12 protein-coding genes are annotated in these 12,186 nt (G+C 72.6%); 9 read left to right on the top strand and 3 right to left on the bottom strand.

The window, feature by feature from the left end; translation table 11 throughout:
• The first annotated feature begins 90 nt into the window (after nucleotides 1–90).
• The 5 genes from ACIBST_RS01305 (at nucleotide 91) to ACIBST_RS01285 (ending at nucleotide 4,866) form a co-directional block, all read left to right on the top strand.
• Complete coding sequence (locus ACIBST_RS01305; protein WP_397169419.1) at nucleotides 91–831, top strand: HAD-IIA family hydrolase; 741 nt, start codon at nucleotides 91–93, stop codon at nucleotides 829–831.
• 167 nt (nucleotides 832–998) lie between these two features.
• Nucleotides 999–1,181, top strand: a complete 183-nt coding sequence (locus ACIBST_RS01300; RefSeq protein WP_397168054.1) for a hypothetical protein — start codon at nucleotides 999–1,001, stop codon at nucleotides 1,179–1,181.
• 79 nt (nucleotides 1,182–1,260) lie between these two features.
• Nucleotides 1,261–2,190, top strand: coding sequence for an acyl-ACP desaturase (locus ACIBST_RS01295; RefSeq protein ID WP_397168053.1), 930 nt, complete (start codon nucleotides 1,261–1,263; stop codon nucleotides 2,188–2,190).
• A 78-nt stretch (nucleotides 2,191–2,268) separates the two neighbouring features.
• Nucleotides 2,269–4,236 carry an ABC1 kinase family protein gene (locus ACIBST_RS01290; RefSeq protein WP_397168051.1) on the top strand — a complete coding sequence of 656 codons (1,968 nt, stop codon included), beginning with the start codon at nucleotides 2,269–2,271 and terminating at the stop codon, nucleotides 4,234–4,236.
• 96 nt (nucleotides 4,237–4,332) lie between these two features.
• The gene (locus ACIBST_RS01285; RefSeq protein WP_397168050.1) at nucleotides 4,333–4,866 is read left to right on the top strand and encodes an NADPH-dependent FMN reductase; all 534 of its coding nucleotides are present in this window, start codon (nucleotides 4,333–4,335) and stop codon (nucleotides 4,864–4,866) included.
• 24 nt (nucleotides 4,867–4,890) lie between these two features.
• Here ACIBST_RS01285 and arfB read toward each other — a convergent pair whose 3' ends face one another.
• Nucleotides 4,891–5,301 carry an alternative ribosome rescue aminoacyl-tRNA hydrolase ArfB gene (arfB, locus tag ACIBST_RS01280; RefSeq protein WP_352327447.1) on the bottom strand — a complete coding sequence of 137 codons (411 nt, stop codon included), beginning with the start codon at nucleotides 5,299–5,301 and terminating at the stop codon, nucleotides 4,891–4,893.
• A 145-nt stretch (nucleotides 5,302–5,446) separates the two neighbouring features.
• On the opposite strand from arfB, the gene ACIBST_RS01275 reads away from it, so the two are divergent.
• A complete protein-coding gene (locus ACIBST_RS01275; RefSeq protein ID WP_397168048.1) occupies nucleotides 5,447–6,226 on the top strand; it encodes a hypothetical protein in 780 nt (259 codons plus the stop codon).
• A 30-nt stretch (nucleotides 6,227–6,256) separates the two neighbouring features.
• Here ACIBST_RS01275 and ACIBST_RS01270 read toward each other — a convergent pair whose 3' ends face one another.
• On the bottom strand, nucleotides 6,257–6,523 hold the full coding sequence (locus tag ACIBST_RS01270; protein WP_397168046.1) for a helix-turn-helix domain-containing protein: 267 nt from the start codon (nucleotides 6,521–6,523) through the stop codon (nucleotides 6,257–6,259).
• 155 nt (nucleotides 6,524–6,678) lie between these two features.
• On the opposite strand from ACIBST_RS01270, the gene ACIBST_RS01265 reads away from it, so the two are divergent.
• From ACIBST_RS01265 to ACIBST_RS01255, 3 genes are all read left to right on the top strand, one after another.
• Nucleotides 6,679–7,500 carry a hypothetical protein gene (locus ACIBST_RS01265; protein ID WP_397168044.1) on the top strand — a complete coding sequence of 274 codons (822 nt, stop codon included), beginning with the start codon at nucleotides 6,679–6,681 and terminating at the stop codon, nucleotides 7,498–7,500.
• Nucleotides 7,497–8,087 carry an HAD family hydrolase gene (locus tag ACIBST_RS01260; protein ID WP_397168042.1) on the top strand — a complete coding sequence of 197 codons (591 nt, stop codon included), beginning with the start codon at nucleotides 7,497–7,499 and terminating at the stop codon, nucleotides 8,085–8,087. Before ACIBST_RS01265 ends, ACIBST_RS01260 begins: the two co-directional genes overlap by 4 nt.
• 139 nt (nucleotides 8,088–8,226) lie before the next feature.
• Nucleotides 8,227–9,807 (top strand): alkaline phosphatase D family protein, encoded by a 1,581-nt coding sequence (locus tag ACIBST_RS01255; RefSeq protein WP_397168041.1) that lies wholly within the window; start codon nucleotides 8,227–8,229, stop codon nucleotides 9,805–9,807.
• 142 nt (nucleotides 9,808–9,949) lie between these two features.
• On the opposite strand, the gene ACIBST_RS01250 is transcribed toward ACIBST_RS01255, so the two are convergent.
• Nucleotides 9,950–12,073, bottom strand: a complete 2,124-nt coding sequence (locus ACIBST_RS01250) for an efflux RND transporter periplasmic adaptor subunit (protein ID WP_397168039.1) — start codon at nucleotides 12,071–12,073, stop codon at nucleotides 9,950–9,952.
• Nucleotides 12,074–12,186 lie beyond the last annotated feature (113 nt).

The following is a 12,186-nucleotide window of genomic DNA, read 5'->3' as shown; positions in this document are numbered from 1 at the left end:
GTTCACGTGTGCGGCGAGAAGTCGACAAGGCACGCTCGATACCATGAACGGGTGACTCAGCGTAAGCGGATCGACTCCTGGTTGTCCGACATGGACGGCGTCCTCGTCCACGAGGGGCGGCCGATCCCCGGTGCGGACGAATTCATCAAACGGCTCAAGGAGTCCGACAAGAAGTTCCGGGTCCTGACCAACAACTCCATCTACACCCAGCGCGACCTGTCCGTGCGCCTGGCCGGCGCCGGGCTCGACGTGCCCGCCGAGTCCATCTGGACCTCCGCCCTGGCCACCGCCCAGTTCCTCGACGACCAGCGCCCCGGCGGGTCGGCGTACGTGATCGGCGAGGCCGGCCTGACCACGGCCCTGCACGAGGTCGGCTACATCCTGACCGACCTCGACCCCGACTACGTCGTGCTCGGCGAGACCCGCACCTACAGCTTCACCCAGATCACCCGCGCGATCCGGCTCATCGAGGCCGGCGCCCGCTTCATCGCCACCAACCCCGACCCGATCGGCCCCTCCACCGAGGGCTCGCTGCCGGCCTGCGGCGCGGTGGCCGCGATGATCACCAAGGCCACCGGCGTCGAGCCGTACTTCGTGGGCAAGCCCAACCCCCGCATGATGCGCAGCGCGCTCAACGCCATCGAGGGCCACAGCGAGACCACCGCCATGATCGGCGACCGCATGGACACCGACATCGTCTCCGGCATGGAGGCGGGGCTGTTCACGATCCTCGTGCTGACCGGCGTCACCCAGCGCGACCAGGTCGACCGCTTCCCCTACCGGCCCTCCCTGGTCGTCGACTCCGTCGCCGACCTCGTCGACCTGATCTGAGCCCGGCGGCCGGCCCGTCCGGGATGACAAGTCTTCATCCGGGGCGCGAAGGATCGTGGCCCGGGAGAAGAAAACCACTCCCGGCGGGCGCCGTCCGGCGGCGCGGGCCGCGTCCGGCTGCGATCCTTGGTAGCGGAAGGTGACTTACCGAATGCGAGGAGGCGGCCGTGTGGCACGACGGGCCGGAGGAGCAGGACGCGAAGGCGGAGCTGGCGACGCTGCGCGTCGAGGTGACCGAGGAGCTGCGGTTCGTCAGGACGGCGATGGCCGAGGAGTTCAACTCGCTGCGCTCGGAGATCCTCGACCTCAACATCAAACTGGACCGGCTGCTGCAACGCGCCGGCATTTAGGACAACGAGGTCGACACCGCATCACATGGCCTTCGGGTAGCCTAACCTACGGTCCCGTAACCTGAAGGAGAAGATCTTTATGGCGATGTCTCAGACGGAACTGCTGCACGAGCTCGAACCCGTCGTGGGCGTGGAGCTCGATCGCCACAACTCGATGGCCAAGGAGTGGTTCCCGCACGAGTACATCCCGTGGAGCGAAGGGCGTGACTTCGACGGCATCTACGGCGGTCAGGCGTGGCAGGAGGGCGACTCGAAGATCCCCGAGGCCGCCCGCATCTCGCTGATCGTCAACCTGCTCACCGAGGACAACCTGCCCAGCTACCACCACGAGATCGCCACCACGTTCGGCCGTGACGGCGCGTGGGGCACGTGGGTCCACCGCTGGACCGCCGAGGAGGACCGCCACGGCACCGCCCTGCGCGACTACCTCACCGTCACCCGCGCCGTCGACCCGGTCGCGCTGGAGCGGGCCCGCATGCACCACATGGAGCAGGGCTTCGTCACCGCGTACAACACCATGCTCCAGCAGCTCGCCTACGTCTCCTTCCAGGAGCTGGCCACCCGCATCTCCCACCGCAACACCGGCCGGGCCTCCGGCGACGAGGGCTGCGAGCGCCTGCTCGCCCGCATCGCCGCCGACGAGAACCTGCACATGCTCTTCTACCGCAACCTGCTCAAGGCGGCCTTCGAGCTCGACCCCAACCAGACCATGCGCGCGGTGACCGACGTCGTCACCACCTTCCAGATGCCCGGCACGGGCATGGAGGGCTTCGCCCGCAAGGCCATGATCATCGCCCACGAGGGCATCTACGACCTGCGCCTGCACCTCGACGACGTGCTCATGCCGGTGCTGCGCCAGTGGGCGGTCTTCGACAAGACCGGCCTCGACGCCGAGGGCGAGCGGGCCCGCGAGGAGCTGTCGGCGTTCCTGGCCAAGACGGAGGTCACGGCCGCCCGGTTCGTCGAGCGCCGCGACGAGCGCCGCGCCCGCGCCGCCGCCAAGGGCTGACGCCGGGCCGCCACCGGGTCGCTACGGGGCCGCCACCGGGCCGCCGCCGCCCGCGTGGCCGTGGGATGATCCCTCCTCATGGAGCTCCTGGGCACGCTGTTCGTCTCGCTCGCCATCCTGGTGATGATCCTGCTGCTGGCGACGGCGGCCCAGCGCCTGCTCGGGGTCAGGTTCGGCGCGTTACGCACCTTCCTGGCCGCGATGGTGGCCTGGGGCCTGGCCCAGCCGATGCTGACGCCGGTGATCGCCTCGTTCGGGCCGGTCGACCCGGAGACCACGCCCGACGCCGGCGCGCTCGGGCTGCTGCTCCTGATCGCCATGTGCATGGTGCTCATCCCCATGGTGATCCTGGTGCTCGCCGAGGCGCTGGTCCCGCCGGGCTCGGTGCCGGGGCCGCTGGAGGTGCTGCGCTCGCTGCGCGGCCGGATCCGCCGGGCCCGGCGCTATTCGCAGATCACCAGGATCGCCTTCCGGCACGGCCTCGGCCCCTACCTGCGGGGCCGCGGCGAGAGCCTGGAGGACAGGTCGGGCAAGGTGCGCCTGGCCAGGTCGCTGCGCCAGGCGCTCGACGACGGCGGCGTCACCTTCGTCAAGCTCGGCCAGGTGCTGTCCACCCGGCGTGACCTGCTGCCGGCCGAGTTCATCGACGAGCTGGGCCGCCTGCAGGACCACGTCGCCCCCGCGCCGTGGGAGCGCATCGAGCCGGTGCTCGCCGCCGAGCTGGGCGGCCCGGTCGAGGAGGTGTTCGCCGCCTTCGACCGGACGCCGCTGGCCGCCGCCTCCATCGGCCAGGCCCACACCGCCCGCCTGCACACCGGCGAGGACGTCGTGGTCAAGGTGCGCAGGCCGGGCATCGAGGGCGTGGTGGCCCAGGACCTCGACATCGTCCGCCGGCTGGCCGCCACGCTGGAGTCCAGGACCCGGTGGGGGCGTTCGCTGGGGCTGCGCGACCTGGCCGAGGGGTTCGCCGTCGCCATCCGCGAGGAGCTGGACTTCCGCGTCGAGGCCGCCAACATGGCCGCCGTGGCCGCCTCCGGCAGCGGCGGCGTCACCTATCCCGAGCCGTTCCCCGCCCTGTGCACCGAGCAGGTGCTGGTCATGCGGCGCCTGTCGGGCGGGCCGGTCACCGCGGCCGCCCCCGGCCAGGGGCCCGCGCTGGCCCGCGACCTGCTCGACTGCCTGCTCAGGCAGATCCTCGTCGAGGGCGTCTTCCACGCCGACCCCCACCCGGGCAACCTCATGCTGCTCGACGACGGCACGCTCGGCCTGCTCGACTTCGGCTCCGTCGGCCGCCTGGACGGCTCCGTCCGCTCGGCCCTGCAGCGTTTCCTGCTCGCGATGAACCGGCAGGACCCGCTCGGCGTCACCGACGCGCTGCTGGAGGTCGTCCCGCGGCCGGAGGAGATCGACGAGGCGGCGCTGGAGCGGGCGCTCGGCCAGTTCATGGCCAGGCACCTGGGGCCCGGCATGGACAGCGTGCAGATGTTCACCGACCTGTTCAAGATCGTCTCGGAGTACGGGCTGTCCATCCCGCCCGAGGTGGCCGCCGTCTTCCGGGCCCTGGCCACGCTGGAGGGCACGCTCGTGCGCCTGTCGCCCGGCTTCAACCTGATCGGCGAGGCCCGCGCGTTCGCCGGGCGCTACCTGGCCGAGCGGGCCGGGCCCGAGTCCGTCAAGGAGGCCATGGGCCAGGAGCTGGCCGCGCTGCTGCCGATGCTGCGCCGCCTGCCGCGCCGGGTCGAGCGCATCGCCAGCGCCGCCGAGCACGGCAGGTTCAGCCTGAACGTCCGGCTGCTGGCCGACGACCGCGACCGCCGCTACGTCACCGGGCTGGTCCACCAGGTGCTGCTCACCGTGCTCGGCGCAACGGCCGGGCTCATGGCGGTGCTGCTGCTCGGCATCGAGGGCGGGCCCGTCGTGGTCGGCACCACGAGCCTGTACCAGCTGCTCGGCTACAACCTCCTGGTGATCGCCTCGATCATGGTGCTGCGGGTGCTCGCGCTGATCTTCCGACGCCCGCCTGACCAGGAACGTCACCGGCGCTGAGGCGAAGACTGAGCTGCATTTGACCTCGGGCTGGTCTTGGACATCCGAGGCATCGGGAAGTTTCCAGGTGACACCGGAACGCCTGGGGAGCAGTAGGTGAAAATCATCGGGATCGCCGCCAGTCTCCACGCGGGGTCATTCATCAACAGATTGCTGGACGCAGCGGGCGGCGAATTGCCGGAAGGCGTACGGTTCGAGATCTGGACGGGGATGGGCGACGTCCCGCCGTACCAGCCGGGGAAGGTGCCGGTGGCGGCCAGGGAACTGCTCGGGCTGGTCGCCGGGGCGGACGCGGTGCTGCTGACGGCTCCCGAGCACAGCCTGCTGCCGATGGAGCTGACGTACACGCTGGAATGGCTCTCGGCCGGCGACGTGCTGTCCGGCAAGCACGTGGCGGTGATGAGCGCCAGCGCGCGGGCGTGCGGCGCGATGTGGGCGCAGGCGGAGCTCTACAAGCAGCTCCAGGGCGCGGACGCGGTCGTGATGGGCGCCGAGCTGGTCATCTCGCCGGCCTGCCCGCACTTCGACGACGACGGCCGCCTCACCGACCCCGTGCTGCGCGGCCAGGTGCGCGCGGTGATCGGGCAGCTCTGCCCGGCGGGGGTCAGGGAACCGGCGTTCTCGCTCTGATCCCGGCGCGCCCCCGGAGCGGGCTCAGTGGGGGTCGCGGCGCAGGCGCTTGACGTCGGAACGGTGCTTCTTGCCCGCGATGCGGCGCTCGACGGCGCCCCGGCTCGGCTTGGTCGGGCGGCGGCGCTTGGGCGGCGGCGCGACGGCCTCCCGGACGCGCTGGGCCAGCCGGTGCCCGGCGGCCTCCCGGTTGCGCAGCTGCGACCGGTACTCCGAGGCCACGACGGTGATCGTGGCGGCGCCCAGACGGTCGAGCGCGCGGGCCTTGAGCGCGGGCGGGATCGCGGTGCTCGCGGCCACGTCGAAGATCAGCTCCACCCGGCTGTCGGTGGTGTTGACGCCCTGACCGCCCGGACCTGAGGAACGGGAGAAACGCCAGACGAGCTCGGCGTCGGGGATGACGATCGAGTCGTTGACGACCAGCGGGCCGGGCATGGTGGGAGCTCCTGTTCCGGAAGAATGCGCCTTGCTCAGATGAGTGTCACCGTATATGAGCGACATATGCCGTCCGCAACGGCATTTTCAATCACTGCCCTCGCTGCGAATATGGAGAGAACATTTCGCGGGAAGGGCTAATTCCATGGACCCGAAGTGGGTCGCGCAGGCGGCGCTGACCGTTGGGCTCGCCGTGGTCTCCGCCGTCGTCTTCCTGCTGCTGAGGTGCCAGGGGAAGGGGCGGCCCTTCGGGCCCGCCGGGCGGCGGCTCGCGATCGCCATCAGCCTGCTCACCGGCGGCCTGTCCGCGGGCGTCGCGCTGGCCGGGCACGCGCTGCTGAGCGACTCGCTGGCCACCGTCCTCGGTGCGGTGGCGCCGAGCGGCCTGTGGATCGGCCAGATGCGCGCCAAGCAGGACGAGCGGCGCTCGCTGGCCCGGGAGGCGGCCACGTTCTGGCTGGTGTCGCTGCTGGCCCGGCTCGACCAGGCGATGGCCGAGGACGAGCGCGTCTGGTGCGAGAAGCGGGTGGACCCGTCCTGGAACGTCTACGAGCTGAGCCTGGCCGCGGCCCGCTACCACGAGCGCATCCGCGAGCGCCTGTCGGCCGACGACCGGCGGCGCGAACGCGTGCACGCCCGCCTGGACGCGGTCGAACGCAGGCTGGACGTGGCCGCCCTGATCGAGGACGGCGCCGCCCGCTCGAAGGTGGCCACCGCGCTCACCCTCTCCCGCCACACCAGGATCCCCAGGTACGAGCGCTACCTTGGCAACCTCAACCGGCTGCACGGCGTGCTGCGGCACGACGCCGAGAACGACGTGCTGCGCCTGCTGGCCGCGGCCTACCGGGCCGGCTACCGCTCGCTGCCGGGGTACGTGCCGCCGTCACGGGCCCGCGGCGGCGAGCACATCGCCCGCGCCCGCTGACCGGGACCGGCGGACGGCGCTCCCGGGCCATCAGGCCAGGGCGGCGGGGGAGTCCTCGGCGTCGCCGAGCGTGAGCTCCAGGCGGGCGCCGAGCGCGTCGACGACCGCGCCGAGCGTGCGCAGGGTCAGGTTCTCGTCGCCGGAGAGTATCTGGCTCACCCGGCCCGGCGAGACGCCCAGTGACGCGGCCAGATCAGCGCGGGTGATCTTGTGTTCCCGCATGTACCAGGTGATCTCGTCGACGACCTCTTGGGCGAGACCGCCCACCTCGTCACGGGGGTTCCGGCGAAAGGCCATGTCGGTCTCGCTCTCGACGCTGTCCGTCCTCGTCACTCCACTTTAGCTCTACCTAAACCTTTAGGCAAGCCTAAACCCCCGCCGCTCTTGACGGGCGCGGGCGGGCGGCGTATGCCAATATCCGCGGAAAGACCGAGCGGTCAGGGGGAGGCGCTGTGACGGCCATCGTGGGCGTGCACGGGATCGGCAAGTACAACTACTACCTGGAGGCCGGCGGGTCGGCCACCGGGGCCGCCGAGGCCATGCGGCTCAAGTGGGACCGCTACCTGCACGCGGCGCTCGGCGGCGATACGGCCGCCTACTTCAGCGAGGTCGCCTACTTCTCCCACCTGCTGCGCGACCCCAAGCCCGGGGAGAGCTCCAAGCAGGCGGCGGCGCGCGTCGAGGCCGCCACCCAGCGGGTGCTCGTCGAATGGGCCAAGGACCTCGGGCTCGGCGAGCACGTCACCGGCGCGCTCAAGTCGTTCACCGGATGGCTGCTCGGCAAGCTCGACAGCAGGTCGGCGGCGTTCGCCAAGCTGTTCGCGCCCGAGGTCGCGGTCTACCTCACCGACCAGGAGCGGCGCGACAGGTGCCGGCTGGCCGTGGCCGACGCCATCCGCAGGAACCGGCCGCGGGTGGTGATCGCCCACTCCCTCGGCAGCGTCGTGGCCTACGAGGCCCTGTGGGCCAACCCCGACCTGCCCGTCGACCTGCTCCTGACGCTCGGCAGCCCGCTCGGCATGCGCAACGTCGTCTTCGAACGCCTCCTGCCCGCCCCCGTCAACGGCCTCGGCGAACGCCCCAGGAACGTCGCCCGCTGGGTGAACATCGCCGACAAGGACGACATCGCCGCCATCCCGCCCGCCCTGCGCGCCAGCTTCACCGGCGTGGACGTCGAGGAACTGGTCAACCTCGACTGGATCGACTTCCACACGGCCGAGAAATACCTGGGCTGCCCGGCGCTCGACCCGCATCTGCGACCATTCCTTGCATGACGTGGATTGTGTTCGACTACGGCAGCGTCCTGTCCCTTCCCCAGTCCGAGTCCGACAACGAGGCCATGGCGCGGGCCGTCGGGGCCGAGCCGGGGGCCTTCGCGCGCGGCTACTGGGAACACCGCCTGGAGTTCGACCGGGCGAGCCTGAGCCCCGTCGACTACTGGGCGGCCGTGCTGGGCCGGTCCGTCACCCCGTCCGAGGTCGCCCGCCTGGTGGCCATGGACGTCGCGAGCTGGGCCTACCCCGACGAGGGCACGGTCGCCGTCCTCGATGAGATCCTCGACGCGGGCGACGGCGTGGCGCTGCTGTCCAACATGCCCGTCTGCATGGCCGACGGCCTCGACGAGCTGCCCTGGATCGCCGCCATCGGCCACCGCTTCTACAGCGGCAGGATGGGGCTGGTCAAACCCGACCGGGAGATCTTCGACGAGGTCGCCCGCGAGCTGGCCGCCGACCCGTCCGAGATCGTCTTCATCGACGACCGCGCCGAGAACGTCGAGGGCGCCGAGCGCGCGGGCATGACCGGCGTGCTGTTCACCAGCGCCGCCGCGCTCCGCAAGTCCCTGCGCGAGCTGCCCCGCTGACCTCCCGGCCGCCTCCCGGCCGCCTCCCGGCCGCCTCCCGCCGGCCTGTCTCCGGGCGACCGGCGCTGTTCACCCACGCTTGACTCCGCTGTCATGACGGGGCCACGGCGGGGTCAGCGCGGGCGGACATACCTGGAGCGTGGACCGCAGAACGTTCCTGACAGCGGCGGCAGCCGGCCTCGTCGCGCCCCGCACCGCCAGCGCGCCCGCCTCAGTGCCCGCCTCAGCGCCCGTCTCAGTGCCCGCCTCCTCGACCACACTCAGATCCGACCCGTTCACCCTCGGCGTGGCCTCCGGCGATCCGTCCGCCGACGGCTTCGTCCTGTGGACCCGGCTGGCCGTCGAGCCGCTCAGCGGCGACGGCCGCGGCGGCATGCCCGCCCGCGACGTCGAGGTCGACTGGCAGGTCGCCACCGACGAGCGGTTCTCCTCGGTCGTGCGGTCGGGCACCGCGACCGCCCGGCCGCGCGACGCCCACAGCGTGCACGTCGAGCTGGACGGGCTGGAGCCCGGCCGCGACTACTTCTACCGGTTCAGGAGCCAGGGCAGGCTCTCGCCCGCCGCCCGCACCCGGACGACGCCCGCAGGGGAGAGCCCGCTCACCTTCGCCGTGGCCGCCTGCGCGCACTACGAGCACGGCTACTACACCGCCTACCGCCGCCTGGCCGAGCAGGAACCCGACCTGGTCGTCTTCCTCGGCGACTACATGTACGAGTACGGCCCCAGCGGCTACACCGCCCTGGCCGGACGGGTGCGCACGCACACGCCGGGCAAGTGCGCCACCCTCGCCGACTACCGGCTGCGGCACGCCCAGTACAAGAGCGACCACGACCTGCAGGCCGCGCACGCGGTCGCGCCCTGGCTGGTGGCCTTCGACGACCACGAGGTGGAGAACAACTGGGCCGGCCCCGTCTCCAGCACCGGCGCGCCCGGCTTCGCCCGCCGCCGCGCCGACGCCTTCCGCGCGTACTACGAGAACATGCCGCTGCGCCGCGCCAGCCTCCAGGGCGCGGTGCTGCGCATCAACCGGCGCGTCTCCTGGGGGACGCTGGCCCGCTTCCACCTCCTTGACACCCGCCAGTTCCGCGACGACCAGGCATGCCTGGACGGGGTGCGGGCCGGCTGCGACGAGCGGCTGTCCGACGGGCGCACGCTGCTCGGGGCCGCCCAGTGGCGGTGGCTGGAGGAGGGGCTGAGCGGGTCCGGCGCCCGGTGGAACCTGCTGGGCCAGCAGATCCTGATGGCCCAGCGCGACTACAAGATCGGGCCGGGCCGCGAGGTGAACCTCGACTCCTGGGACGGCTACGCCGCCGAGCGCACCCGTCTGCTCGGGTCGCTGTCGGGCACCTCGAACCCCGTCGTCCTGACCGGGGACGCGCACATGCACCACCTGGCCGACCTCAAGACCGACTTCGACGACCCGGACTCGCCGGTGGTGGCCAGGGAGCTGGTGACGTCGTCGATCGCCAGCGACGGCGACGGCTACCGGGACCGCACGTGGATCGCCGAGGCCCTGCAGGAGAACCCGCACATCTCCTACATCGACCAGCGGCGCGGCTACCTCATGGCCCGGCTGACCAGGGACGAGCTGGCGGTGGACTTCCGCACGCTCGACTACATCTCCCGCCGCGGCGCGCGGGCCCGTACCGCCCACCGGCTCACGATCCCGGCCGAACCGCCCCGCTCAGCCGCCGGCCGCGCCGCACCCCGCCATGGCTGAGGAACGGCGGGGCGCGCAGCCTTCGCCGACCGGGGACGTCGGGTCCTGCCGCCCCTGCCGCCCCTGCGGCCCCTGCGGCCTTCGTCGGCTGAAGGTTCGCTGGGAACGGGCTGAGGGCCGGCTGGGAGGCAGGGGCGGGTGGTCAGGCGCCCGGCCAGGTCGCGTCGGGGAACTCGCCGGCGGTGGTGCCGGACATGACGACCTGGTCCCGTTCGTCCAGACCTGAGGTGATCTGGACGTACTGGTCGCCACGGACGCCGGTGCCGACCACCTTCGCGGCGTCGTGCCCGCCCGACCGCACGGTGACCACCTGGGCGCCGTCTGAACGGCTGCGGACGGCGGCGGCCGGGACGTAGATCGCGTCCTTGGCCTCGGCGGTCGTCACCGACACCGTGGCGGTCTGGCCGAGCATGAGCCCGGCGGGCGGCTCGTCGAAGGCCAGGGTGACGGAGTAGCGGACGAGCCGGTCCTCGACGGTGGCGGTCGGGGCGATCGCGGTGACCGTGCCGCCGTGGCGCTCGCCGGGGCGGGTGGCGAGGGTGATGGCGGCCTGCTGGCCGAGTTTGAGCCGGTTGACGTCGGACTCGGTGACCATGGCCTGGACCTGGAGCTCGTTCAGGTTGCCGAGGCTGATGAAGGTGCCGGTGCCGGCCGTGTCGCCGACCCGTCCCGCCACCGACAGGACGGTCCCCGAGGTGGGGGCCACGATGCGGGTGGCGCGTACGGCGTCGGCGGCCGCCTCCAGGGCGGCTTCGGCGCGGTCCACGTTCGCGGCGGCCTGGTCCTCGGTGATCCCGGTTCTGGGGGCGCCGTCCTTGGGGGTGGTGGCGGTCCTGGTGGCGGTGTCCCGGGAGGTCGTGCCGGGGGAGCAGGAGCCGGAGGGACGGGCGGAGGTCGTCGCGTGCGGCTTGGCGGTGGCCTTCGCGGTGGGCTTGGCTGTGGGCTTGGCGGTCGCGGTCGCGGACGGGGGCGCGGTGGTCGAGGGCCTGACCGTGGCGGGCGGCCCGGGGGTGGACGGGCCGCCCGGTGTGGAGGGTTCGCCGGAGGTGGACGGTGTGCCGGGGGTGGAGGTCTGGCCGCCTCCAGGGGTGCCGCCGCCGGGCGGGGTCGCCGTCACGGTCACCGTCGCCGTCACCGTGGCGGTCGCGGTGACCGTCACCGTGGGCTGGGGTTCGGAGGGCTCGTGAGTGGGGGTGGGGGAGGGCGTTCTGGTGGGGGTGGGGGTCGCGGTTGGGGTGCGGCTGTGAGCCGGGTACGCGCCGGACGTCCGCGTGGAAGCGGGGGTGGCGGCCTTGCCCGCCTTGGCGGCGGTGGCGTCGGTGGGCGTGTCGGCGGTGGGCGGAGCGGTCGATGGCTTGGCCGTGGCTGTGGGCGTAGGCGTGGGCGGGGTGGTCGGGCCGAAGACGCCCTCGCCCGCCGAACCTCCGCCGATGGCCGTACCGGAGCCGCCCGCCCCACCCGGGACGGCGGCACCCCCACGAGTGACGGCGCCCCCGACAGTGGCGGCGGTCCCTGGAGGGGCAGCGGTGCCGGATGAGGTGGTGGCGGTGTCCGGGGCGGGGGAGGTGGTGGGGCCGGTGCCGCCGGTGGTCGGGGTGGGCCTCTGAGTGCCGGGCGGCGTGGGCTTCGAGGTGGCCGACGGGGTGGGGCAGTTGGCGGCGTTCGGCGATCTGGGGTTGCCGGTGGTGGCGGGGGTGTCGCCGCTGGTGGCCGGGCCCGGAGTGCCGGCGGCGGGCCCGGCGGAGACCGGCGAACCGGCAGAACCGGTGGTCCCCGAGCTCCCGGCTGAGCCGGTGGCTCCCGTGCTCCGGGTGGTCCCGGTCCCAGTGGTCCCAGTCCCGGCGGTCCCGGTCCCAGTGGTCCCAGTCCCGGTGGTTGCGGTTCCGGTGGTTGCGGTTTCGGGGGAGTTGGTGGTGGCGGTGGTGAGGGATTCTTGGGCGGCGGAGAGGTCGGCCTTGGCGGCGGCGTACGCCTCGCGGGCCCCCCGCCCGTCGATCCTGGCCAGCACCTGGCCCTTGGTCACCTTGGTCCCGACCTTGACGTACACCTTGGTCACCGGGCCGGACGAGCCGAACGCCAGGTCCCGACGGGCCCCGTCCACGGTGTTGCCGGCGGCGCTGACCAGGGCCGTGACCGGGCCCCGCTGGGCGGCGGCGAGCCGTACCCGGACGGCCGGCGGGTCGTCGTCGCGGAGTGCCAGCGCCAGGCCCGACCCGGCGACGAGCACGGCCAGGGCGAGCCCGCCCAGCGCGAAAGTCGGTCTCATGGCGGCCCATCCTGGCCGACCAGTTTCACGGCAGCCTGCGAGCAGCCTGAGAGTTCGCTGTGTGACCCCGCGCAGGCCCGGTTTGTCAGCGAACGTTCAGCTCCGTCACGGCT

It is taken from the genome of Nonomuraea sp. NPDC049684 (genome assembly GCF_044465345.1).
In the GTDB taxonomy this organism is placed as follows: Bacteria; Actinomycetota; Actinomycetes; order Streptosporangiales; family Streptosporangiaceae; genus Nonomuraea.
Note: the sequence above shows the minus strand (reverse complement) of the source record. Positions and strands in the feature narration are given on the sequence as shown.